Raw genomic sequence first — 25395 nt, forward strand, 5'->3', positions numbered from 1 at the left:
GTGCGTGAGGCGCGGTTGAAGATTGATTGTCAGTGACGCAAGTTAATCGCCGCGCCTCACACACCCTACAGATTGGTAAAAAGGTTAAAATTTATTATATAATACGCCATAAGGTTGAAAACCTAGATTTTTTATTTTCCTGCAATTCGCCATGACCGTTAAACCCCGCCGCTATCACATTACCACTTTCGGATGCCAGATGAATAAAGCCGACTCGGAACGGATGGCCGGCATTCTGGAAAATATGGGCTTTGAGTTCTCGGAAGACCCGAATGACGCTAGCTTAATTCTATACAATACTTGCACGATTCGCGATAATGCCGAACAAAGAGTTTATTCTAACCTCGGAAGGCAAGCTCATCGCAAGCGCAAAGAACCCGGTTTAACTTTGGTTGTAGCTGGATGCGTGGCGCAGCAGGAAGGTGAGGCGCTGTTGCGGAGAGTGCCGGAATTGGACTTAGTAATGGGCCCGCAACACGCTAACCGACTTGAAGATTTGCTGGAACAAGTTTTTCAGGGAAATCAAGTTGTGGCGACGGAAGCTGTTGAGATTATGGAGGATATTACTAAGCCTCGCCGCGATAGCAAGGTGACTGCTTGGGTGAATGTAATTTATGGTTGCAATGAACGCTGCACTTATTGTGTTGTGCCGAATGTTCGCGGGGTTGAACAGTCGCGAATGCCGGAAGCTATTCGCGCGGAAATGGAGGAGTTGGGCCGTCAAGGTTACAAGGAAGTGACTTTGTTGGGGCAGAATATTGATGCTTACGGGCGCGATTTGCCAGGGACAAAGCCGGATGGCAGCAATCAGCATACTTTGACGGATTTGCTGTATTTTGTGCGGGATGTTCCTGGTGTCGATCGCCTGCGGTTTGCTACTAGCCACCCTCGCTATTTTAATGAACGATTGATTAAGGCTTGTGCGGAGTTGCCGCAGGTTTGCGAACATTTTCACGTGCCTTTTCAGTCGGGAGATAATGAGATTTTGAAGGCGATGTCTCGGGGATATACTCAGGAGAAATATCTGCGAATTGTGGATATGATTCGCCGTTATATGCCGGATGCTTCGATTACGGCTGATGCAATTGTGGGTTTCCCGGGGGAAACGGAGGCACAGTTTGAAAAGACTCTGAAGTTAATTGAAGATGTGGGTTTTGATTTGGTGAATACTGCGGCTTATTCGCCTCGCCCGGGAACGCCTGCTGCTTTGTGGGAAAATCAGTTAAGTGAGGAGGTGAAAGCCGATCGCCTGCAACGCATCAATCATGTCGTGACAACAACGGCTATGGAGCGATCGCAGCGCTATTTGGGACGGACTGAGGAGGTTTTGGTGGAAGTCCAGAATCTTAAAGATCCAACTCAGGTGATGGGACGCACTCGCGGCAATCGCCTCACATTTTTTAAGGGCGATATTGCACAATTGGCAGGTAAGATTGTGCGTGTTAAAATTACTGATATTCGCGCTTTTAGTTTGACTGGAGAAATGCTCTAAGGGTTTTGCCAGAACTTGTGCAAAAGCTGTATTATGTTGTAGGGTGCGCCCGCAAGCACCTTACATCAAGAAAAGATTAGTTTGATGGTGAGGACTTAACTCCTGGGATGGATGCGGACTAAAGTCCTCACTACGAACCTTAAAAAGATTAGTTTGTAGTGAGGACTTAACTCCTGGGATGGATGCGGACTAAAGTCCTCACTACGAACGTTGTTTGCGGGCGATCGACTGAACAGGATGTTAGATTGGTGGCTGGCGGTCAAATTAGATTTGATTTTTATTAAGAAAAGAGAGTTTAAATCCATGACACAAAGTTCAGAATTCGACGCTAAACAGTCAACTCCCCAAACAACTCCCCAAACAGATGCAGAAGATGAATTGCCGCAGCCAAACGCACGCGGAGATTATCCCAGAACATCTCACCTATATTGGGAAGCCGTAGATTCTGACCCCAAGGGTGTCAAATGTCGCATGGGCGAGCATTCTATCCATGAAATAGAAGATCCGGGGAGCAAGCTAAATTTAAATATTGCCAGTTGGCCTGTTGTTGGTACTTTGAAACCAGGCCAGAATTTTGAAATCTATCTGGGCCCCAGCGGATTGGGGGTTTTGTACGATTCGCAACATCAACCTTGGTTTTTTATAGAAAAAAGTGATGGTACCGGCGGGCCGAGTAATTGTTTTGTTCCGGCTAACAGCAGTTTTGTGAAACCAGTACAGCCCCAGTAGCCCCGATCCGATGAGAACGCAAGTTTCGTCAGTTTTTGAGCCTGTTTAATTATCCAGAATTCTCGCTTTCTGTCCAATACTTCCTGTTACAGCTCAATACGGTTCAGTTAACAAGGTAATTGCTCGCGGAATACCTCACACAACTGAAAAGGATCGTAGTCTTGGCGATTGCTTCGCTCGATCGCTCGCAATGACAGTAGCGCTAACTAAACCGTATTGTGTTCTACCTGCGCTAACTGCGTGTATATTTGTCAAAAAGTATCGGGAGTATGGAAAAATGACGAAGATGCGGATCGGGTTACTCTTCGGCGGGCGATCGGGCGAACATGAAGTCTCTATTAGTTCGGCGCGGGCGATCGCCCGGGCCCTCGCTGCTGACGAAAATGCCTCTAAATACGAAGTTCTGCCGTTTTACATCCAAAAAGACGGTCGCTGGCTGTCGGGCGCGATACCCCAACAAGTCTTAGCCACCGGCAAACCTCTGGAAATAGAGTCACAAGCAGGAGAAGCTTGGCAGTTTCCTAATTTTAATGGCATAGATGTTTGGTTTCCTGTTTTGCACGGGCCTAACGGTGAAGACGGTACGGTGCAAGGGTTACTGAAATTATTGCAAGTTCCTTTTGTCGGTTCCGGGGTTTTGGGATCTGCCGTGGGAATGGATAAAATTGCGATGAAAATGGCTTTTGCTCACGCAGGTTTGCCGCAGGTAAAATACATCGCTGTCAACCGTTCCCAAATCTGGTCTAATCCTTGCGTTTTCCCCAAACTGTGCGACCAAATTGAAGCCGATTTGGGCTATCCTTGCTTTGTCAAACCCGCGAATTTGGGTTCGTCTGTCGGCATTTCTAAAGCTCGATCGCGCGCGGAGTTAGAAGCAGCTCTCGACAGCGCCGCCAGCTACGACAGGCGGATCATTGTGGAAGCGGGTGTGGTTGCTAGAGAGTTAGAATGTGCGGTTTTAGGCAACGACAACCCTAAAGCTTCAACGGTGGGAGAAATTTCTTTTCAAAGCGATTTCTACGACTACGAAACTAAATATACTGAGGGACAAGCCGACTGGTCAATTCCGGCAAAAGTCAGCAGTGCGATCGTCTCGCAAATCCAAGAAATGGCAGTGCGAGCATTTTTAGCTATTGATGCAGCAGGGTTAGCGCGAGTAGACTTTTTCTACGTTGAGTCCACCGGAGAAGTTTTGATTAATGAAATTAACACTTTTCCGGGATTTACAGCTACCAGTATGTATCCGCAAATGTGGGCACATGATGGTATTTCTTTCCCCGAATTAGCAGACCGTTTAATTCAATTAGCTCTCGAAAGGCATGGGGAAAAAGCTTGAATCACGAGCGGCTAACTGTTTTTGTATCAAGCGCCAAAAATAAGTTATTCCGCAGGTAATATATCCATACCAGCGTCAATGAGATAACATGGTTGTGGCAGGTACTGCCTGCCAGCAGCCCTATTTCTGCTGCTGGTCGAGCAACTGGGAATTTTTAGCAGCCTGGTATAACTAAATGCAACATAAAATCGTTAACGGAGAACTGCGAATAGCAGCGTCAATCTCTGATCTGGCATCTCAAAATTTAACTCGGTTAACTTAGATGAGACGTTTCACTCAACTGCCGCAGTGGTGGACTTACGGACTGTTATTTCCGCTAGCGGTACTCAACTGCTGGTTAGCCCTCTTAGTCTTTGAATTTTTTCGCGCCCTGATTACCGTTGTGGTAATCGCTACAGTGTTCTCTTTTTTGCTAGATTATCCAGTGCGTTTTCTGCGCAGATATGGGCTGAAGCGCGATCGGGCTGTGTTGGCGGTATTGTTTTTGACTTTGCTGGTATTGGTGGTTTTGGGCGTTACTCTGGCTCCGATTCTGCTGAACCAAATCACTGAACTCGCTACCAGACTCCCGACTTGGATAGTTTCTGGTACAGAACAGATTGAAGCGTTCCACAAGTGGGCGGAAAATCGCCGTATCCCTATTGATGTTAGCGGTTTGACTACTCAATTGAGCGATCGACTTTCAACTCAATTGCAGTCTCTCACCGGCGAAATCCTCAAATTTGGCTTGGGTGCGGCGGACAGTGTGTTGAATTTTCTGCTGACAATGGTTCTGACATTCTACTTGCTCTTGCACGGCGATCGCCTGTGGGAAGGATTGTTTAAGTGGTTTCCCTCCAAACTGAGCCTGCAATTGCGCCAGTTGCTGGCGCGAAGCTTCCACAACTACTTCGTCGGGCAAGCAACTTTGGCGGGCTTGATGGGACTGTCGATGACTGTGGCTTTTTTAATTTTGCGAGTTCCCTTCGGATTGCTGTTTGGTTTGGGTGTGGGTGTAATGACAATGATTCCCTTCGGGGCACCTTTCAGTATTTGCGTTGTCAGTTTGCTGATTACATTAAACAACTTTTGGCTCGGTGTCACAGTTTTAGCTGTCGCTACAGTAATCGAGCAAGTAATTGAAAGCGGGGTTGCACCTCGGTTATTAGGCGGTTTTATCGGCCTCAATCCCGTGTGGATTTTAGTGTCGCTGCTGGTGGGGGTGAAGGTGGCGGGAGTACCGGGTTTGATAGTTGCTGTACCGATGGCCGGTTTTATTAAGAATACTGTTGATACTTGGGAAACTTCGAGGCACAAGTCGAGCGAACTGGATGCCGTTAGTTACATTGAACCTACGGAGCAATAATACTATTTTAGATTTGAGAATTAAAAATTGGGAATGAGATCGCAGCCCGTAAAATAACCCCGATCAGGTTCGAGCGTTCGGAGTTCAGTCCTCAGAAAATTCTGAGGACTGAACTCCGAACGATCGAACGAATTTGATTGCGCTCGTGACCGCTGATATCATCGGACTGATTCCATGAAGATTTCTTCCGAGAAAATGCGGAATATTCGGGCGGGCTATCGTAGTCTGTATTATCGCATTCAGGCGGCAATTCGCCAGTGCTAACCAAGCTCGATCGCGCTGACCACCTAAAATCAACAATTTGCCTGCAACAGTCTGGTTTCTACCCCAGCGTGTAGGGTAAATCCCACCACCCAATCACATCTGATAAATGTTTGAATTAAAATTAAAGAACCTTGAGTTCTAAGTTAATTACACTAGGTGCTAAAACTTAGGTGCTAAAACTGCCAAACCATAATTATAACTCTCGCCCATTCTCCCACCAAATTAATACTATGTCAACCACAAAAAAATCTAATCAAACTCAACCTTCTCGCCGTTTTTATGTGCCGAAAAAACTTGCTTTTTTATCCCTAGTTTTGCTCGGCTCTACGGCAACTGTCGGCTGCAACGCCCTAAATTCGCAAGTTCCTGGAAGTTCTAATGCTATCAAGGCTGAACAACCTGCAAGTGCTGCGCCAGTCTCAGCTTTACCTGCAAATATATTGCCTTCTCAAGACTCTAATTTTGTGACGAAAGTAGTCCAGGAAGTCGGCCCAGCAGTGGTGCGGATCAATTCTTCTCGCACTGTTAAAAACCAACAGCCTGATGTGTTGGACGATCCTTTTTTCCGCCGTTTCTTTGGCCCCGACTCTCCGATTCAACCGGGAAATAAGGTACAAAAGGGAGCTGGTTCGGGTTTTGTTTTTGGTTCCGACGGCCGCATTTTGACTAACGCTCACGTTGTTGATGGTGCAGATACGGTGACGGTAAAACTGAAGGATGGCCGCGAATTGGCAGGCAAAGTTTTGGGCGTAGATACAGTTACTGATGTGGCTGTTGTTAAAGTTGAGGCTACCAATTTACCTGTGGTGAATTTGGGTAAATCTGAAGATTTACAGCCCGGAGAATGGGCGATCGCGATCGGCAATCCCCTCGGTTTGGACAATACCGTGACTGTCGGTATTATTAGCGCCACAGGCCGTTCTAGCGCCGATGTGGGCGTTCCCGACAAGCGCGTCAGCTTTATTCAAACCGACGCCGCCATCAATCCCGGCAATTCTGGTGGCCCCTTGTTGAACCAGCGCGGTCAAGTGATCGGCATGAATACGGCGATTATTGAAGGGGCCCAGGGGTTGGGTTTTGCGATTCCGATCGATCGGGCGCAACAAATTGCCAACCAATTAGTCAGCAGCGGAAAAGCCGAACATCCTTATCTTGGCGTTCGGATGTTGAGCATTACTCCCGAAGTCAAGGCAGAATTCAATAAAAATCCCAACAGCAAATTGAGGCTGACTGAAGATAAAGGCGTGTTAGTTCTGGGAGTTGCGAAAGATTCTCCGGCGTCACAAGCTGGAGTGCGCGTTGCCGATGTGATCAAAAAAATCAACGGTACAGAAGTCAGCGATGCTGGCAGCGTACAGCAAATTGTCGAGAAAAGTACCGTAGGCAAGGATATGCAGCTTGAGTTGAACCGCAACGGACAATCTGTGACTGTGGCGGTGAAAGCTGGTGCTTTTCCAGCGGGCAAGCAGCAGTAGTAGAATGGTTAATTGTAACTGATATCTTGCACGCATAAGCAAGAGTCCGGCAGGGGTTTAAACCCCTGCCTCAAAGCGAAAGTCGTCTTGCATAGGACTGATACTAAGCTACTGTCAATAAATAGGCAGTAGTTATTAGTCGGTTTTAACCGACTTGTGCTTTGAGACGGGGGTTTAAACCCCCGGCGGGATATCGGGCGTGCTAGTTATACTAATTTACAATTATTTCTATGGGTTATTAAAAGGTGAAAAAATGGCTCACATCAATTTACGCCGCCCCGAAAATATCAGCGGTAATTTTTACGTAGACAGTAGCTGCATTGACTGCGATACTTGTCGGTGGATGGCACCGGAAGTCTTTACTCAAGCCGGAGAACAGTCTGCGGTTTACCAGCAGCCAACAAACGATACAGCAGAAATGCGAGGTCTTGCGGCTCTTTTGTCTTGTCCCACAAGTTCGATCGGCACTGTTGACAAACCTCACAATATCAAAGAAGTTCAGCAACATTTGCCCGCACTCGTAACAGAAAATGTCTACCACTGCGGCTATCACTCAGAGAAATCCTACGGCGCGGCGAGCTATTTAATTGTCCGCCCCGAAGGAAACATTTTAGTTGATTCTCCCCGTTTTGTACCGCCGTTAGTCAAAAATATAGAAGCAATGGGCGGCATTCGCTATCTGTACTTGACTCACCAGGATGATGTAGCAGACCATCAAAAATATCGCGACCATTTTGGATGCGATCGCATTCTTCATGCTGACGAAATTAACGCGGATACTCGGAGTGTAGAAATTCAATTGTCTGGCAGCGAACCGCATCAAATAGCTGATGATTTGTTGATTGTACCTGTTCCCGGTCACACGAAAGGTCACACGGTTTTACTGTACAATGATAAGTTTTTGTTCAGTGGCGACCATCTCGCCTGGTCTGACAATTTGCACCAGTTAATTGGCTTTCGTAATGCCTGTTGGTATTCTTGGAAGGAACAAGTCAAATCAATGCAGGATTTGGCTAATTACTCCTTTGAATGGGTGTTGCCGGGACATGGAAGGAGGTATAATGCCGATCGAGAAACGATGGGCGAGCAGATGCGGAAATGTGTTGCTTGGATGGAGGATAAATAAAAAAGGACTAAAGTCCTTACTACCAAACGATCCAAAATGTTTGTAGTAAGGACTTCAGTCCTTTCCCAAAAAGTTGTTACTAATACCAAATCCGGTTAGATTGGAAGGATACCGATCGTGCGATCGCCCCTGGAAGAAGGACTCAAGTCCTTACTACGAACCTCCAGAAGGACTAAAGTCCTTACTGCGAACCTGTGTTTTAGACTTTGGGCATGGCTACCAACGTGATAGAATTAGCGGGATAAGTTGCCTTAAATCCAGCGCTGCTGACACTTAAATCGCTCTGACGGACGATCGCCCGCAAATTCGCCTCGCTGTAGGTGTAAACTTGAGCTGTGGCGGCTGGGTTAAATCCTTTCAGACTCAAGCTGCTGGTCAAGTTTTTGCTGGTTTTGTTAATGATTACCAGCGTCAAAGCGCCGTCCTGAGTGCGTTGCGATCCGTAGATTGACAATTGTCCCTGGTCTGTGCTGTGCGATCGCACCCAAGTATCCCCGTATCTACCACCCTTACCGTCATAATTCATGTAGGTTCGGAAGGCATAAGCACCAGGTTCAGAAGACTTCGGAGGCCCCCACAGCGTCGCTAAATCGAGTTGTTCTCGCCCAAAAATCCCCAGGATGTCGGCTTGAGTCAAGGCGCCGTTCATCGACTCCATGCCGCCCCAATTGTATTCAGTAATTGCAACTTTTGTACCTGGATAATCTTGCTTTACCCACTCTCGAAATCGAGGTATAATTGTTAGCGGCGGATTGTATTTACCAATCCAACTTTCATCGGTGTAAGTGCTATCCCAGAGAGAACGAGTCGATCGCAACCGGGCTGCTTGCGTCTTAGCGTCGCCTACCGGACAATTCGCCAAACAGAGGTCATCGACGACAGGATAGTAGTGTTCGTCGAAATAGTCGAGGATGCGAACACCTTTTTGCTGTTCGTAGGCGCGCATTTGCTGCAAGTACCACCGCGCAAACCAGACGCCGCCGTGTTTTTCGCGATCGCCCTTTACCCCCGAATCCACATAAACCGGCCAGCCGAAATCCGATGGCCCGAGTACCTTAGCGGTGGGATCTGTGGCTTTTACCATTGAGGCATATTGGAAAGTGCGATCGCGCAATTCGTCATAACTTGTCGGTTCTGGATGAACATCGCGGTGAGTGTTTCCCCAACCGCTTGGTTCATTGTCCATCTGATAAATTTGGACACCACCTTTAGCGGCTGTACCGTGGGTTTTAACTAAATGTTGAACCCAAGATTTTTGGAAATCTGGGTTACTGATAATACTAACATCAAGGCGGTTATTATTTGTGATTACAGTGCCGTCTGGACGCTTCCCATTGCCGCACTTATCGCCTTCTGGAAAAATGTAGGGATTGGTTTTTTCTTGCGCGCCGTATTTGGATACTCTAAAGCCGCAGTTCCAAGTGCTAAACTTATTTACATAGCCGATCGTGGGGATGGTAACGATGCTTTTGCTACCGTTATTGCGGTTGGTTTTGACAATTTTGTCTATGGAATCGCCGGGAATGGGTTTTTTATTGTCGCCACCTCCCACGAAAAAGAAGTCATCGCCGGCGTTGGAAGAATCGACTAACCAGTTGTAGCGGCTGGTGTGATTGGCGCCCCAGCGTTCCACCGGAATTCGCAACTCTTTGGCGAGGGCCGGATCTAGGGTATAATCGTTCAATCCGTAGATGTCGGGACTGATGGAATGGCGATCGGCTGTCACGTCTACAGATAAGGATAGACTGTTTTGGGCGATCGCGCTTTTGAAATAAACTGTTGTAGTGGCAATTGCAAAAGCGGCGATTAAACCCAACAAAAATAGGACAAGCCAACGAGGTTTATGTTCGGGAGACTGCAATAAAAATCGTAAGTTCATTAATTTTGTGATATACTGGTTAGTAGGGCTTGTTTAAAATCTACTGCACTTTTGTAATAAATTTCAGGATTGTCGATTAAAGCGCGATCGATAACTGCGGCTAGCGGCTTGGGGATGGACGAAGTGCGATCGTGAATCGGAACCACATCATTATCCAACACAGCACGAAACGGATCTAATCCCACAAAATTGCGAGGCGAACACCCCGTAATCATCACATACAAACAAGCCGCCGCCGCCCAAACATCAACCTCCGGCTTAGCATACTTATAATCAAGCACTTGCTGTCGCGGCATAAAATACGGCGTACCAACAGCATTACCACTCAAAGTTAAACCGCTTAAACCCGCCTGATCGAAAGCCTTTGCTAACCCGTAATCCCCAATCTTAGCAACTTGTTTCCCACCGATATTCGCCAGAAAAATATTCCCCGGCTTCAAATCCCGGTGAATCAAACCCCGTCCCTTCGCAAAACTACCATCAGCCAACCTGACATTGGGGATTTCCGCATGATGAGTATAAGTCAAACCATCTAAAACTTGTGTAATAATACCTACTGATTCGGCGATCGGCAAAGTGCTAACACCGCGTTTTGCCATCAAATCAACAACACTGCCACCCTCGCAGTATTCCATCGTAAAAAAGAAAGTTTCATCAGCATAACCAGACTCTTTAAATCCTACCACATTCGGATGCTTCAAACATTTAGTATTTTCAATTTCCCGCATAAACCAATTCACAGCCCGCTGATTCGCCGCCACCTTTGGTAACATCACCTTCAGCGCCACTTCTTCATTAGTTAGTTTGTGTCGCGCCAAATAAACCAAACTAAAACCTCCCTTACCCAACTCCTTCAGCCAAACATAATCACCGAGAACTCCAATATTATTTTGACCGCCCACAGCCTTAAACAGAAAAGCTTTCAGCATTTCCCACAAATTCTCTTGATTTGAAGGAACAATCGGGGATGATTGTTGTTGGGCTGTTTTGGCAATTTCCGGGTCAAGGGCAACAGCAACTCGAAAAGAAGTATCGCTGAGTGTAAATTCATCTCCCTCCTGCAAGTCATACTCTGGAAATTGAATTTTAGCAGCTTCTTCAGGAGATTGACGAGCTTCTCGCTGACCAATTTTATTGCTATTTACAAAAGTGCCATTTTTGCTACCAAAATCGCGCACCCGGATATCAGGAGGATTGATATCTAGCAAACAGTGATAGCGCGAGATGGTGCGGTGTTTTTCGTCGTCGGGAATATTGGGGTAGCAATCTTTAGCGCGGCAAATTATGCAAGTAGTGCGGGTATCAAAGGTGAATTCTTTCCCTTTGAGATTACCTGCGGTGATGGTGAGGGTAACTTTTGAAGTCATATGAATTGTGAATTATAAATTTTGGATTATAGACACTCTTGCACCCCACCCTTAACAAAGGATCAACTCTTGCTCCCCCCCGGGCTTCGGGGGGGTAAAAGAGTTAATGCAATAAACGATTAAATCTAATCTACCCTCCTAACTGCTACTCCCCACCCTTAACAAAGGATCAACTCTTGCTCCCCCCCGGGCTTCGGGGGGGTAAAAGAGTTAATGCAATAAACGATTAAATCTAATCTACCCTCCTAACCCTTACTCCCCACCCTTAACAAACAGCTAACTCTTGATCCCCCCCGAAGCCCGGGGGGGCTGGGGGGGTAAAACACCCGATGTTCTCAACGATTTAATCCCCTCAACAATCACCTCCAAAACCCCATCCAAATTATGATAAACATCATCATTAGTAAACCTCAAAAAATTAATCCTTGCCGACTCAATAAACTCTTGCCTTTCTGCATCATATTCTACAGCGCCATCCACAAAATGGCTGTCACCATCAACTTCCAGTGCTAACTTGATTTCCGGTGAATAAAAGTCGATCGCAAATGCTGCTACACTGTATTGTCTGCGAAATTTACAATTCTCAAGCTGTCTGTTTCCGATCCGTTTCCATAGCTCCTTTTCCGCTTCTGTCATTTCTCTGCGAAGCTTCTGCCGCTTGAATTTTTCGGAGCTTCTGTTGTAGAGTTTTGTCATTGTTATATAGGATTTTATTGTTGGTTGCTGGTATTTTAACCCCCCCAGCCCCCCCTTGGTAAGGGGGGGAGTAAGAGTTGTTTGAGTTTTATTGTTGGTAGCTGGTATTTTAACCGCCCCCAGCCCCCCCTTGGTAAGGGGGGGAGTAAGAGTTGTTTGAGTTTTATTGTTGGTTGCTGGTATTTTAACCGCCCCCAGCCCCCCCTTGGTAAGGGGGGGAGTAAGAGTTGTTTGAGTTTTATTGTTGGTAGCTGGTATTTTAAGCCCCCCCAGCCCCCCCTTGGTAAGGGGGGGAGTAAGAGTTGTTTGAGTTTTATTGTTGGTTGTTTGATATTTTAACCCCCCCCAGCCCCCCCTTGGTAAGGGGGGGAGTAAGAGTTGTTTGAGTTTTATTGTTGGTTGCTTAGTCTTGATTGTTAATGCAAATTACAAATTTTGTTTCTTGCGTTATGGAGTTTGGAGGCTGTTGGTGGGGAGGTAGAAACCGGGTTTCTTCCTGAATCTGGGTGATGATACATAAATTATCGCAGAAACCCGGTTTCTGAGATTGATTTTACTTTGATTATTTGCTCATTATGTCCCGACAACCCCGTCGGAAACGTAGAGAGGGCATGGCTTCGTGGTTTTCGGCTTGGTTGTAAATCTTTATGAAATCCTGAAACGCTTAGATGTTACACTTTACAAGTCTCGACGCGAGAGAAGAGAACCTCCACCACCCACCAACCTCCCCCCATCCCTCCACGAATGCTAGGGAGGTGAGCTTCGTGTGCTTGCTCGGAAAAAGTGAGGTCTCTGTAGTATAGCCACCAATTTCTTTTTCTCCAGCCTACCCGATCGCCAAACTTCTGCCAAACTTCAATATCATCTTCCCTTGTCCCCCCCAAACTTTGATAGATGCGCTTCTGCACGCTAAATCCGAAGCGCCCATCGCTGTATTTTACCCAAAGTTGGTCAATGGTACGCAAGTCCTCGCAGGGGAATTTTTCGATACTTTTTGAATCCAGCCATTCTGTTTCGTGCTTATCCGCCACCTTCAACATAACTTTCGCCGTTTCCTCATCGGCTTCTTTCCACTTTTTGGCAGCTAATAAATCACGCAATTTTCTCTAATCAATTCCCACTGCTGAAACCAAATTCACCTCATTAGCAGCTTGTTTCGGTATCAGCAAATCCAACCATTCCTGCACCGACTGCGGGCGATTTTGCGGTTCCAACTCCATCCCTTTCATAATCGCCGCATTCACCCTGTCGCTCATCTCAGAATTGTGCTGCTTTGGCGGAGTTAAAGCAATATTTTGCTTCCTGAATTGCGAGGGAAACGGCAACTCACCAGTCAACATGACATAAAGCGTTGCTGCTAGGGAATAAACATCAGTATAAGCACCAACTTCGGCGCGTTTTTCTAATAATTCAATGGGTGCATAACACTCTGTCCCGGAATTGCTATTTGTCCGCAATTTCCCCGGCGCTGTCACCTGTCGCGCCAAGCCAAAATCAATCAAAACTGCACCCACCTTACTAAGAGAAGAGAAGGCAGTATTTTCTCTTGCTCCCCCCCTTACCAAGGGGGGCTGGGGGGTTCTTAACATAATATTTTGCGGTTTAATATCGAGGTGAGTAAATTTTTGCTGGTGCACAAAACTCAGAGCACTTCCGACTTGTTGAATAATTGGCAAAGCTTTCGCTTCCGACAAAATACCGTTATCTTCGAGATATTCTGCTAAATTAGTCCCGTCGATTAATTCCATCACCATGCACCACAATTGAAGATTTCCTACCATTTCAGGAAATACTTCGTAAACTTGGACGACGTGGGGATGGCTGCACTTGGCTAAAGATAATGCTTCGTTGAGAAATTTGGTTTGTAATTCCTGAAAGTTTGGCTTACCTTGAACGTTAGCATTTAGGGTTTTGATGGCGACTACTTTGCCTTCTTTGGGGTTTTGGGCGCGGTAGGTGACTCCGAATCCGCCACCACCGAGGATGGCTTCGATGATGTATTTGCCGTTGTGGATTTGTTGTCCGGGGGCCAGTGCCTCATGGCGGGTATGTGGGGATGGAGAGGATGGTTTTGATTGTAGCTGAGATGGGGGAATTTTTGGTTGAGAGCTTTCGTGGGGTGTTGAGAAACCGGGTTTTTTCCGAGATTTTGGGTTTTAGTTAGGTATTGTCGCAAAAACCCGGTTTCTTGAGGTCTTTCGTGGGGTGGATTTCAGCATCTATCAAACCCCGAGATCCCCCCTATCCCCCCTGAAGAAGGGGGGAACTGGAAGCGTTCTCTTTCGTCCCCCTACAACCTTTCTTGATGCGAGGGGGATCTAGACTCAGCATAAAACCCGGAGATCCCCCCGGCGCCAAGAGGGCACGCACGCACCATCCACCGCCCCTACAATGGGGGAATTGGAAGCGTTCTCTTTCGTCCCCCTACAACCTTTCTTGATGCGAGGGGGATCTAGACTCGGAGAAAAACGAGATTTACATGGATTGCAACCTTAAGTGTAAGCTTCCATTGGCAGACAAGAACAGACAAAATTACGATCGCCAAACGCATTATCTATCCGGCCCACCGCAGGCCAAAACTTATGTTCGCGAGTCCAAGCTGTCGGATACGCAGCTTGCGCGCGAGTATAAGGACGATTCCACTCATCAACCATCAGAGATTCTGCGGTGTGCGGCGCATTTTTCAACACGTTATTTTGCGCGTCTACATTGCCATTTTCAATCTCGGCAATTTCTCCACGAATCGCAATCATTGCATCGCAGAAACGGTCTAATTCCTGCTTCGATTCGCTTTCCGTCGGTTCCACCATTACTGTACCGGCGACAGGCCAAGAAACTGTCGGCGCGTGATAACCGTAATCCATCAAGCGTTTGGCGATATCATCGACTTCAATCCCTGCGGTTTTCTTGAGAAGTCGCAAATCCAGAATGCACTCGTGCGCTACCAAACCCGATTTCCCTTTGTACAAAACCGGATAATAGGATTCTAACCGTTTTGCCATGTAATTAGCATTAAGAATTGCAACTTTCGTCGCCTCAGTTAAACCCACTCCTCCCATCATCCGAATGTACATCCAAGAAATAGTCAAAATGCTAGCACTTCCCCAAGGTGCCGCCGAAACAGCACCTATAGAATTGCAATCTTTCTCCACATTTGTTGAGGACTCTATCGATTGACTGCCCAACTCTTGCCCCCCCCTTGTTAAGGGGGGCTGGGGGGGATCTCCCGAAACATCAGGTAAGAAAGGCACTAAATGAGACATCACCCCAATCGGCCCCATTCCTGGCCCGCCACCACCGTGAGGAATACAGAAAGTTTTGTGCAAATTTAGGTGACAAACATCGGCACCAAAATCACCGGGACGGCACAAACCAACTTGAGCATTCATATTGGCGCCGTCCATATAAACTTGTCCGCCGCAGTTGTGGACAATCTCGCAAATTTCTTTAATTTCTGACTCAAACACACCGTGGGTAGACGGATATGTTACCATCAAAGCAGCGAGTTCATTTTTGTGCTTTTCGGCTTTTTTCTGCAAGTCGGCGACATCAATATTCCCCTGGGAATCGCACTCGACAGCAACTACTTTCATCCCAGCCATTACCGCGCTAGCTGGATTTGTACCGTGGGCTGACTGGGGAATCAAACAGATATTGCGGTGAGATTCGCCTCGGTGTTCGTGGTATTGGTGAATTACTAACAATCCCGCATATTCGCCCTGGGAACCAGCGTTTGGTTGCAAGGAAATTCCGGCAAAACCGGTGATTTCTGCCAGCCACTGTTCGAGTTGGACGAACATCATTTGATAGCCGCGAGTTTGGTTGCGCGGTGCAAAGGGATGTATGTTACCAAATTCTGCCCAAGTCACGGGAACCATCTCGGCTGTTGCATTCAATTTCATCGTACAGGAACCCAAGGGAATCATCGATGTATTTAGCGATAAATCCTTGGTTTCTAAACGGTGCAAGTACCGCAACAGTTCGGTTTCGGAGTGGTAGCTGTTGAAAACTGGATGGGTGAGATAGCTGCTGGTGCGATCGCAAAACTCAGGTAACATCATATAGGAAGTGAAAGCGTCTGCATTCAGCGGAACCCTCAGAGAATTCTCCCCGTCAGCCCTGATATAATCCTCCTCCCGTGCAAAAATTTTCCACAACTCTTTGACATCTTCCGCCGTGACAGTTTCATCCAGAGTAATCCCCACGGTTGTTTCATCGAACACCCGCAGATTAATGTGGCGATTTTGAGCGGCTTGTAGAACTTCCGATAGCGGTTTATCTCCCAATTCTACCCGGAGAGTATCGAAGAAAGGTCGATCGCCAATGTTGTATCCAAAGCTGGCAAGACCTGATGCTAAAATTGCGGTTAAACTGCGTACTTGTTCGGCAATTGCTTGGAGTCCAGACGGGCCGTGATAAACAGCATACATACTCGCCATCACTGCTAGCAAAACTTGGGCAGTACAAATATTGCTAGTTGCTTTTTCGCGGCGGATGTGCTGTTCGCGAGTTTGCAAGGCTAAACGTAAAGCAGATTTGCCGTTAGCATCTTTAGAAACGCCGACAATTCGCCCCGGAACTTGCCGTTTAAACTCTTCTCTGGTGGCGAAATAGGCTGCGTGGGGCCCTCCGAATCCCATCGGCACTCCGAAGCGCTGGGTGCTTCCTACGGCTATGTCTGCGCCGAATTCGCCTGGGGGTGTGAGTACGCAAAGGCTCAAAATATCGGCGGCTACTGTGACTAAGGCGCCGGCTTGATGTGCCGATCGAATAAAATCGGTATAGTCGTAAATTGCGCCATCGGTGGCTGGGTATTGCAGGAGTGCACCGAAGATAGTACGATCGCACTCAAAGCTTTCATGGTCGCCGACAATCACTTCAATTCCCAGCGGTTTAGCGCGAGTTTGCACCACTTCGATGGTTTGAGGGTGACAATCTTGCGAGACAAAAAACGCTTTTGCCTTATTCTTGCTAGCGCCGTAACTCACCGCCATCGCTTCCGCCGCCGCAGTCCCTTCATCCAGCAAAGAAGCATTGGCAATTTCCAAACCCGTGAGCTCGATTATCATGGTTTGGAAGTTCAGCAAAGCTTCTAATCGCCCTTGGGCAATTTCGGCTTGGTAAGGAGTGTAAGCTGTATACCAGCCGGGATTTTCGAGGATGTTGCGCCCGATGACTGGGGGTGTGATGCAGTTGTGATATCCTGTCCCGATGTACGATCGAAATACGTGATTTTTAGCAGCAATTTCTTTCAATTCCGCTAAAGCGCTGTACTCGCTTTTGGCCGCGGGAAGTTGTAGGGGTTGATTCATGCGAATCGCCACTGGAACCGTTTTGTCAATCAACTCATCGAGGCTGGAAATACCCAAAACATCGAGCATTTGCTGGATTTCGGTGGGTGTCGGGCCAATGTGTCGCGCCGCAAAACCATCGATGGGAGAAAGGTTTTGTTGTTGGCTGGGTTCAAGTTGCGGGCTGTAGAGTACCAAGGCTGATTCTCCTGAATGGATTTCTTATTACTTTGTAACATTTCGCAAAGGAAGAAGGGAGATTTTCTGTGTCTATGAAAGTCCGACAATCCGACAATCCGACAATCCGACAGTCCGACAGTCCGACAATCCGACAATCCGACAGTCCGACAATCCGACAATCCGACAGTCCGACAGGGGTTTCAACCCCTGTCTCATAGCAGAAGTCGTCGGTCGCCGACTGTAGATTAAAGTCGGTGGTTGAAACCGCAAAGCGAGTCAAGCGAAGTCTGCTTTAGCTGACGAAGAGATCAAAGGGGTATTGAAGTCGGATTTGGTATCAGTCGTCTTTAGACGACTTGTGCTAAAAGCCCCGTGGGTTTCAACCCCTGGCCGATTGTGGAAGAATCAAGGAACCCCATACGGAGCCCCATGCCCACGGAGCCCCATGCCCTATTCCCCTTCCACCATTTTGCGATATTCTCCGACAGACAAAGCATCATCGGCGTAGCTGGCGTTGTCAACGCGCACTTTCAGCAGCCACCCAGCGCCATAGGGGTCTTCGGCCAAATTTTCGGGAGACTCTATAATGGCATCATTGCGTTCTACGACTATACCGGTCACAGGCGCTTTCAAATCTTCAACGGCTTTCACTGACTCAACTGTACCGAAAGCTTCGCCCTTTTGCAACCCCGCACCCACTTCGGGTAAATCTAGAAACACGATATCGCCGAGTTGGTCAACCGCAAAGGCGCTAATACCGATAGTGGCTATTTCCCCTTCGAGTCGGATGTATTCGTGAGTGTCTAGGTATTTCAAGTCATCGGGGTATGTTAGTGTCATGTCAATTCCTCACCGTAAAAAAGTATAGTTTCCATTCGTCAATAATATATAGCAATCTCAAGTCAGTTATGAACGTGGTTCAGGCTTTGACGCTGGACGGGTTCTCCGGCCCATTCCACAACTTATTTAGGATTGTTATATAAGTCTAAGGGGAGAGGACTAAAGTCCTGACTGCGAGCCTTAAAAATAAGGTTTGATCGTTCGGACTTCAGTCCTTCTTTAGATAAGGGGAGAGGACTAAAGTCCTGACTGCGAACCTTAAAAATAAGGTTTGATCGTTCGGACTTCAGTCCTTCTTTAGATACCGGAAGAGGACTGAAGTCCGAACGATCGAACCTTATTTAATTGGGTCGATTTTGCGCTCGATAAAATGGCTTTTTAACCACCGTCGCCGGGTAATTTTTCCCGCGAATTTCCACTTCTAACTGCTGGCCGATTTTAGCTAATTTTGCCGGAACAACCGCGAGGGCTACCGCCCGATTCAATGTAGGCGATAAAGTACCGCTAGTAACTTCTCCTACTGTTTCGCTGTCAAATATTACCGGATAGCCGTGGCGCGCAATATGCCGCCCCTGCATTTCCAACCCTACCAACCGCTTCGATACTCCCGTGGCTTTCTGCTGTTCCAAAACCTCGCGCCCAATAAAATCGCCTTTGCTATCGAGGTGAACTACCCAACCCAATCCAGCCTCTAAAGGTGTGGTATTGTCGTCAATATCTTGACCGTAAAGTGCCATCGCTGCTTCTAAACGCAAGGTATCTCTCGCACCCAAACCGCAGGGAACAACGCCAGCATCTAGGAATTTTTGCCAGATTTTTTTTCCGGTTTCTATATCCACCATGATTTCAAATCCATCTTCGCCGGTATAACCTGTTCTGGCGATAAAACTTTGCTGTCCCAACAGCTTGGTTTCTAAGTGTCCGAATGCCTTAATTGGTGCGAGGTTGTCTTCGACAAAAGGCTGAAGATATTTAACTGCTTCCGGGCCTTGAATTGCGATTAAAACTTGGTCTTCGGAGATGTCAGTAAAAGTCAGTTCGCTCAAGTCTAAGTGGGCGAGAATCCAGGCTTGGTCTGTGATGCGAGTGGCGGCGTTGACAATGATTGCTGCACGTTCTTCGCCAGTGGTAGCGTCTGGTTCTTGGCTGTAGAAAATAATGTCGTCTAAGATGCAGCCTTTGTCATTTAGTAAGACTGTATATTGAGCTTGACCTGGTTGCAAGCGGCTTAAGTCTGAGGGTACTAAGGGTTGAAATTTTTCTATTACTTGTTTCCCTCTCAAGCAGAATTTTCCCATGTGGGATATGTCGAACATTCCTGCTTGCTGGCGTACTGCTTGGTGTTCGCTGCTGATACCTGCGTACTGTACGGCCATCTCCCACCCGGAAAAGGGCACCATTCGACCTTTGAGCTGTAATGATAGTTCGTACAGAGGCGATCGCGCAAGCTGACTCGGCCTCTCTGGATTGTTGGGTTCAGTTGACTTTGCCACAGGTAGCGCTTTGGTTGCGGGTAGACTCTGTTTTGATTTTACGGGAAAGTTGGTTTTTGTGGTGTGGGCGCGATCGAATTTATGGACACGACACTGCCTTTCGTCGTGTCAACTTCAGCTTAAAAACTTTTGTATCTCTCGTTGATCGCAGAGGCTTCTTCCCCCTAAATCCCCCTTAAGAAGGGGAGTAGGGGTTGACTTTGAGCCACTTCCGATTCCCCCCTTCTTAAGGGGGAGTAGGGGGCAAGCTAAGGGGGGATCTGAGCCTAATCGTCAGACAGCATACCTGTGCTACATTTGATGCTAAGTTGACACGACTGATCAATATAGTTTTATCTAGTCTTGTTTATGGAGAATAGCGGGCTCGAACCGCTGACCCCTACAATGCCATTGTAGTGCTCTACCAACTGAGCTAATTCCCCTTTCTTTTCGCGCTCTTTATCATGCCTTAACTGACCAATATTTGTCAAGCCTTTTTGTAAAATTAGTTTTTAGCCTTGGATTGGCAAGGCTTTCGGCTTTTTGTCAAAAAAATTCTCCTCACTTCTTTCCAATTGTCGATCGCTACTACGATCTAGTAAGTGTGCTGGGATATTTCGGTTAAATGGCTCAAACAAGACCCCATGAGGAAGTAGACGACTAGCAGGGCGGCGGCTGAAACCGCAACTAGGGTGCCGGCTAGGATTAGTGAAAATTCCCGTTGCGCGATCGCCTCTTGCATTAGATGCAATGACCAGGCAACGAGGGCAACGTCAATTATTAAAATAGAAACCAGCATAAGTTACGATTTGTAACAGCTTAACTATTGTAACAAAACTTTTCGCGGAGTGCAGAGAAGCTCATATGTATTTAAGTATTGATGTTAAACGGATGGGGAGCAACGGAAAGTCATCAATAAAAAGTATAGGTTTTCTTAATAATTACAATATGCAAACTAAATGAGAGTTAGCTCAGCTTTGTAGGGGCGGTTGTGCGATCGCACCGGGGAAGCGGGCGTTTGCGATCGGTAGGTGCGCAAGCGTTGTCCGCCCCTACGGGGGCTACGCCAACGAAGACGATCGCCCGTTTTGAGTATAACTGGATGGGAGAATGCCAAAAGCTAAAATTGCGATCGACTCTTTTGGAGATGAATCAGCTTATCAAGAATTCCTCAAGAGTGATGCGGTTAAAAATTATACTCCAGTTTAACTAACAGGAGTTACGCATCGAGCCAAAGAAACCGGGTTTTTATCTAATCTGTGGGTAACAACCAAAGATTTCGGAAAAAACCCGGTTTCTGACTACCCGTGCGTCCAGGACTATTTATCAAGAATTGCTGAAGAGTCCCCACCATCTAAGGCTGTTCCTTCTCCTCAATGAAGTCGCCCAGATATAACTCGATAAACTTGGACGCAGCCGGAGGCTCAATTGCTTGAAGAGTCTTCACAATCTCCCTCACTGTTTCTGCTGTCGGATCTCTGATTTCGTGTACCCAACGGTAAACGCTGCCCCGTTCAATTCCCAGGGCGACTGCGAGTTTATTCTGGCTAATGCCGTAAATTTCCAACACTTGCCTGAGAGCTTTGCCTGCTTTTCCCATCCTACCTGTGCGTGCAGCCTGTCCGTCTAGACAATCGTGTCAGAGGCTCTTGACTAAGTAAATGTGTACCTAATGGGTTACGTCCGGTACAATGAATGTGATTATTTAACTTGCCGCAAAATTACGCTTTCACAGCAGTGAAAATTCCCGCTGCGCGATCGCCCGTTTTGAGTTTAACTGGATGGGAGGCAGAAGGTCTGAGCCGCTATTGCACTTAGATGCTGTAAAATTAACTTAACTTAATTAATCTGCTTTTAAAAGATGACAAATCGCTCTACTCGTGCCCTTTTTCACAGCAAAACACTCAACACAGCTTTGCGTGCTTTTAGCTTTCCGCAAGATATGGAAGTGCGCCGCCAAAAATTGGGAACGTGGATTGCTGCACTTAAAACAGGCACGTTAGACGAAGTTAAAGAAGTTTCGCTGCACGGCAGTTTTATTAATGATATTTTTCAGGATGTGTTGGGATATTGCTCGGTAATTCAAGGTGCGGGGAAAGCTTGGGAAATTAACGCGGAACAAACGATATCTGATGGCGGCGGTTCTGCTGACGGGGCGATCGGCTTTTTTACGACCGCTGACAATCCTCAAGGCAAAGTTAAGCTGCAAGGTAAAGTTGTGGCTCCGATCGAACTCAAGGGAGCGAAAAATGATTTAGACCGTCCCGCACCAGGGCGATCGGAATCAGCAGTTGACCAAGGTTGGCGCTACGCTAATTATACACCAGATTGTCGCTGGATTATCGTCTCGAATTATCGAGAGTTGCGACTTTATCATACCAATAAAACTCCCGCTTATTACGAACAATTTTTTCTGACTGACTTGGCGGATATTGAAGCTTTTAAGCGGTTTTACTTTCTGCTTTGCCGCCGCAATTTTTTGCCTCCCTCAAATCAAGCTCAAACAGTTTCTGCGATCGACAGACTGTTAAAAGACTCTGACGAAGCTCAAGAGGAAATTACTAATAAATTATATGAAGAATACAAAGCAATTCGACTCGCTCTCGTCAAGCATTTTCGCTTTACGGGGCCGCCGGATATCCCCAATCGCGATCGCATACTCATCGAAAAAGCTCAAAAAACTTTAGACCGCGTTTTATTCATTGCTTTTTGTGAAGATAAAGGGTTGCTACCACCAAAAACCCTCAGCAACGCTCACGACCACAAAGACCAATACAATCCTAGATTAATTTGGGAAAATTATCAATCAGTCTTTCGCTGGGTCGATGTGGGAAATGATGACCCTCCTGTACCGGGATACAACGGCGGTTTATTTAAATTTGACCCAATTTTAGACGCACAATTGACTGTACCCAATCCCTTATGCAGTCTGCTTAATAAGCTGACCAGATTTGATTTTGATACCGAAGTTTCCGTCGATATTTTGGGGCATATCTTCGAGCAGTCAGTGACGGATTTGGAAGAGTTAAATGCTGAAAGTGCCGGACAGGAATACGAGCGCAAAAAAGGCAAGCGGAAAACTCAAGGTGTGTTTTACACGCCAGCTTTTATTACTCAGTATATTGTTGAGGTTTCTCTCGGTGGCTATTTGCAACGGCGAGAGCAAGAATTGCGCGATTTGTTCCTAATTGGCGAAGCTGCTGAAGTGTCGGTTCAGCCGCCCAAGAAAACTGCAATTAAGTTTTGGAAAGCGTATCGAGATGAGGTGTTGCAAAAAACGCGAGTCATCGATCCGGCCTGCGGTTCGGGAGCTTTTTTGATTGCGGCTTTTGATTATTTGATGCAGCAGTACGAAAGAGTCGATCGAGAATTGAATGCTTTGGGATGTCAGCCAAATCGCAACTCGCTTGAATTCGATCGAACTATTTTAAGCAACAACCTATACGGCGTAGATTTGCTGTCGGAATCGGCGGAAATAACCAAACTTTCCCTGTGGTTGAAGACGGCCCAAGCTGGTAAAACCCTGACTTATTTGGATGATAATATTAAAGCGGGAAACTCGATCGTAGCCGACTCAAATGTAGCAGATAGAGCGTTTGATTGGCAAGCTGAATTTCCCGATATTTTTGCTGGTGGCGGTTTTGATGTTGTCATTGGCAATCCGCCCTACGTCCGGCAGGAGTTGCTGTCTCCAATTAAACCATACTTGCAAGCAAATTATGAATCATATAACGGCGTAGCAGACCTTTATACTTACTTTTACGAACTCGCGTTAAAGATTCTCAAGCCGGGGGGCGTGCTTTCCTATATTGTGACAAATAAATGGCTGCGATCGGGATACGGCGAACCTCTACGCAAGTTTTTTGCCAGTCAAGGTTTACTAGAGCAAATTATTGATTTCGGACACGCGCCAATTTTTGAGGATGCTGATACTTTTCCTTGTATTGTCGCCGTCAGAAAACCTCACCTATCTCCATCTATCTCTGAAACAAAAAGCGAGATTGAGCGAAGTAAATTTGAACCTAATTCGTCTGTGATTGTTTGTCCGGTTCCGCGTGAGGATATTGCTAATATCAATCTTACACAATACGTTCAAGAACAGGGTTATCAAATTTCTAGATCGCGTTTTACTGCGAGTGCTTGGAGTTTGGAACCTCCTGCTGTTGATGAGTTGATGCAGAAAATTCAACGAGTGGGAGTTCCGCTTAAAGATTTTGCAGGGGTTAAGCCTTTGTATGGCATAAAAACAGGATTTAACGAAGCTTTTTTGATTGATGAAGCTACTAAAAACAGTATAGTTAAAGCTGACCCTAAATCCGCTGAAATTATCAAGCCCTTATTGCGAGGTCAGGATATTAAACGCTGGTATCCTCAATGGGATGAAGTTTGGATCATCTTCGCTCATAGAGATATTGAGATAGAAAACTATCCTACGATAAAATCTCATCTGGAAAAATATAGAACTAAGTTAGAAGCAAGAGCCGGCAAACAATTATGGTGGCAGTGGCAAGCATCGCCATCTTTTTGTAACCTATTTCAACAGCCTAAACTTATCTATCAGGAAATTCAATTTCATCCAGCATATAGCTATGATAATGAGGGTTATTTGACCAACAATAAAGCTTTCATTATTCCGATATCTGAATTGTATATCTTGGGAGTGCTTAATTCAGCACTCATGTGGTGGCACAATTGGCGGTATTTACCGCACATGAAAGATGAAGCGCTGAGTCCCGTTGGCGAATTGATGGAAAAGCTGCCCATCGCACCACCAACTGACTCAATTCGTGCCGAAGTGGAATTAATTGTCAGGCGTTTAATTGAAATCGCTAAAACTAATCAAGAAACTCATCGAGATGTCTTGCAATGGCTGGAAATCACTTATAAAATTGATAAACTCGGACAAAAACTCGAAGACTTTTCTAGTCTATCCTTTGAGGAGTTTGTAGCAGAAATCAGAAAGCGAATGCCGAAAACTAAATCCTCCGATCCTCTCGGCGTGGCTGGACTAAAAGCAGTCCGCGAAACTTATAATGAATATGCACCGCCCATTCAATCTTCCAAAGCTGAAGCGTTGAGACTCGAACACCGTTTATCCGACTTAATTAATCAAGCTTACGGATTGACACCGCAAGAAATAGATTTGATGTGGAAAACAGCACCGCCGCGAATGCCTATCGTGAGACAAATTTGATCTAATATTAGAGCGGTGTTTGTCGTTGTCCGATCTTGCTCCCCCCCTTAGCAAGGGGGGGCTGGGGGGGGTAAAACACCTAATGTTCTCAGCGATTTAATCCCATCTACGATCGCATCTAGAACCCCATCCAAATTATGATAAACATCATCATTTGTAAACCTCAAAAAATTAATTCTTGCTGATTCAATAAATTCTTGTCTTGCCACATCATATTCTACAGCACCTTCTTCAAAATGACTATCACCGTCAACTTCTAGTGCTAGCTTGATTTCTGGTGAGTAGAAATCAATCACAAATTCTGCTACGCTGTACTGTCTGCGAAATTTACAATTCTCAAGCTGTCTGCTTTTGATTTTTTCCCAGAGACGTTTTTCTGCTTTGGTCATTTCTCTGCGAAGTCGCTGTCGCTTGAGTTTTTCTGAGGTTTTGTTGTAAAGTTTTGTCATTGTTTTGTTTGGTTTTTTCGTTGTTGTTTGGCCTTTTAACCCCCCCCCAGCCCCCCCTTGGCAAGGGGGGGAGCTAGAGCTAGAGGGTTTTTTGTTGGTTGTTTGGGCTTTTAACCCCCCCAGCCCCCCCTTGGCAAGGGGGGGAGCTAGAGCTAGAGGGTTTTTCGTTGTTGTTTGGGCTTTTAACCCCCCCAGCCCCCCCTTAGCAAGGGGGGGAGCTAGAGCTAGAGGGTTTTTTGTTGGTTGTTTGGGCTTTTAAC

At 46.5% G+C, this 25395-nt stretch carries 18 protein-coding genes and 1 tRNA gene; 7 read left to right on the top strand and 12 right to left on the bottom strand.

The features are described 5' to 3' along the window. The first annotated feature begins 151 nt into the window (after positions 1–151). From miaB to QUB64_RS24620, 6 genes are all read left to right on the top strand, one after another. A complete protein-coding gene (miaB, locus tag QUB64_RS24595; protein ID WP_333277273.1) occupies positions 152–1492 on the top strand; it encodes a tRNA (N6-isopentenyl adenosine(37)-C2)-methylthiotransferase MiaB in 1341 nt (446 codons plus the stop codon). 303 nt (positions 1493–1795) lie between these two features. Continuing rightward, positions 1796–2221 carry a hypothetical protein gene (locus tag QUB64_RS24600; protein ID WP_333277270.1) on the top strand — a complete coding sequence of 142 codons (426 nt, stop codon included), beginning with the start codon at positions 1796–1798 and terminating at the stop codon, positions 2219–2221. A 277-nt stretch (positions 2222–2498) separates the two neighbouring features. After that, a complete protein-coding gene (locus QUB64_RS24605; protein WP_333277267.1) occupies positions 2499–3557 on the top strand; it encodes a D-alanine--D-alanine ligase family protein in 1059 nt (352 codons plus the stop codon). 262 nt (positions 3558–3819) lie between these two features. Further along, positions 3820–4902 carry an AI-2E family transporter gene (locus tag QUB64_RS24610; RefSeq protein ID WP_333277264.1) on the top strand — a complete coding sequence of 361 codons (1083 nt, stop codon included), beginning with the start codon at positions 3820–3822 and terminating at the stop codon, positions 4900–4902. A gap of 494 nt (positions 4903–5396) precedes the next feature. Next, positions 5397–6641: an HhoA/HhoB/HtrA family serine endopeptidase gene (locus QUB64_RS24615; protein ID WP_333277262.1), complete on the top strand. Its 1245-nt coding sequence runs from the start codon at positions 5397–5399 to the stop codon at positions 6639–6641. Positions 6642–6894: 253 nt separating this feature from the next. Further along, complete coding sequence (locus tag QUB64_RS24620) at positions 6895–7767, top strand: MBL fold metallo-hydrolase (RefSeq protein WP_333277321.1); 873 nt, start codon at positions 6895–6897, stop codon at positions 7765–7767. A gap of 199 nt (positions 7768–7966) precedes the next feature. Here QUB64_RS24620 and QUB64_RS24625 read toward each other — a convergent pair whose 3' ends face one another. The 11 genes from QUB64_RS24625 to QUB64_RS24675 all read right to left on the bottom strand — a co-directional run bounded on the left by QUB64_RS24625 (position 7967) and on the right by QUB64_RS24675 (position 21092). Further along, positions 7967–9646, bottom strand: coding sequence for a glycoside hydrolase family 44 protein (locus QUB64_RS24625; RefSeq protein WP_333277260.1), 1680 nt, complete (start codon positions 9644–9646; stop codon positions 7967–7969). Then, on the bottom strand, positions 9646–11013 hold the full coding sequence (locus QUB64_RS24630; RefSeq protein WP_333277258.1) for a protein kinase domain-containing protein: 1368 nt from the start codon (positions 11011–11013) through the stop codon (positions 9646–9648). The genes QUB64_RS24625 and QUB64_RS24630 overlap by 1 nt, the downstream gene beginning before the upstream one ends. A 276-nt stretch (positions 11014–11289) precedes the next feature. Continuing rightward, a complete protein-coding gene (locus QUB64_RS24635) occupies positions 11290–11709 on the bottom strand; it encodes an endonuclease domain-containing protein (protein ID WP_333277256.1) in 420 nt (139 codons plus the stop codon). A 671-nt stretch (positions 11710–12380) separates the two neighbouring features. Further along, a complete protein-coding gene (locus tag QUB64_RS24640; RefSeq protein WP_333278571.1) occupies positions 12381–12809 on the bottom strand; it encodes a GUN4 domain-containing protein in 429 nt (142 codons plus the stop codon). 6 nt (positions 12810–12815) lie between these two features. Beyond that, on the bottom strand, positions 12816–13805 hold the full coding sequence (locus QUB64_RS24645) for a serine/threonine-protein kinase (protein WP_333278593.1): 990 nt from the start codon (positions 13803–13805) through the stop codon (positions 12816–12818). A 396-nt stretch (positions 13806–14201) separates the two neighbouring features. Beyond that, positions 14202–17198 (bottom strand): aminomethyl-transferring glycine dehydrogenase, encoded by a 2997-nt coding sequence (gene gcvP, locus QUB64_RS24650; RefSeq protein WP_333278573.1) that lies wholly within the window; start codon positions 17196–17198, stop codon positions 14202–14204. 432 nt (positions 17199–17630) lie between these two features. Continuing rightward, positions 17631–18020: a glycine cleavage system protein GcvH gene (gcvH, locus tag QUB64_RS24655; protein WP_333278576.1), complete on the bottom strand. Its 390-nt coding sequence runs from the start codon at positions 18018–18020 to the stop codon at positions 17631–17633. A 341-nt stretch (positions 18021–18361) separates the two neighbouring features. Then, complete coding sequence (gene gcvT, locus QUB64_RS24660) at positions 18362–19513, bottom strand: glycine cleavage system aminomethyltransferase GcvT (protein WP_333278578.1); 1152 nt, start codon at positions 19511–19513, stop codon at positions 18362–18364. A gap of 349 nt (positions 19514–19862) precedes the next feature. Further along, positions 19863–19935, bottom strand: a tRNA-Ala gene (locus tag QUB64_RS24665). 152 nt (positions 19936–20087) lie between these two features. Then, a complete protein-coding gene (locus QUB64_RS24670) occupies positions 20088–20291 on the bottom strand; it encodes a hypothetical protein (RefSeq protein WP_333278581.1) in 204 nt (67 codons plus the stop codon). A gap of 555 nt (positions 20292–20846) precedes the next feature. Next, on the bottom strand, positions 20847–21092 hold the full coding sequence (locus tag QUB64_RS24675; protein ID WP_333278585.1) for a helix-turn-helix domain-containing protein: 246 nt from the start codon (positions 21090–21092) through the stop codon (positions 20847–20849). Positions 21093–21353: 261 nt separating this feature from the next. Here QUB64_RS24675 and QUB64_RS24680 point away from each other — a divergent pair, with 261 nt between their 5' ends. Further along, on the top strand, positions 21354–24686 hold the full coding sequence (locus QUB64_RS24680; protein ID WP_333278588.1) for an Eco57I restriction-modification methylase domain-containing protein: 3333 nt from the start codon (positions 21354–21356) through the stop codon (positions 24684–24686). A gap of 47 nt (positions 24687–24733) precedes the next feature. On the opposite strand, the gene QUB64_RS24685 is transcribed toward QUB64_RS24680, so the two are convergent. Beyond that, the gene (locus QUB64_RS24685) at positions 24734–25135 is read right to left on the bottom strand and encodes an endonuclease domain-containing protein (RefSeq protein WP_333278591.1); all 402 of its coding nucleotides are present in this window, start codon (positions 25133–25135) and stop codon (positions 24734–24736) included. Between the last annotated feature and the right edge of the window lie 260 nt (positions 25136–25395).

The sequence above is a fragment of the Microcoleus sp. Aus8_D2 genome, from assembly GCF_036702665.1.
Lineage (GTDB): Bacteria > Cyanobacteriota > Cyanobacteriia > Cyanobacteriales > Microcoleaceae > Microcoleus.